Source organism: Salifodinibacter halophilus, from assembly GCA_012999515.1.
Lineage (GTDB): Bacteria > Pseudomonadota > Gammaproteobacteria > Nevskiales > Salinisphaeraceae > Salifodinibacter > Salifodinibacter halophilus.
Genome location: JABEEB010000404.1, coordinates 1 through 258, shown reverse-complemented (window position 1 = coordinate 258; position 258 = coordinate 1). Strand labels below are relative to the sequence as shown.

The 258-nt window shown below is 67.8% G+C and carries 1 protein-coding gene; it reads right to left on the bottom strand.

Features of this window, described 5'->3' with window-relative positions:
- Positions 1-258, bottom strand: a 258-nt coding sequence (locus tag HKX41_12215) for an AraC family transcriptional regulator (GenBank protein ID NNC24900.1), incomplete at both ends; no start/stop codon positions are given.

Sequence of the window (258 nt, the reverse complement as noted above, 5' to 3'; positions counted from 1 at the left end):
ATCGGGTTGTGGGTCGGCAGCGGCGCGGCCAGCCAGTCCGCGTCGAGCACCAGGCGGTCCTGCGGTTGGTCGAAGGCGAGCGGGCACTCGAACACCGCTTCGTACTGGTCGCGGTATTCCGGCTCGGGATAGCTGAACTCCAACCGCTGCGGCCGCAGCTTGTCGCCGACCAGGCCGCGCGCCAGCGCCAGGCAACTGCTGAAGAACTCTTCGGTGACGAAGCGGTGGATCGACGGGAAGGCGATGGTCATCTGCCCG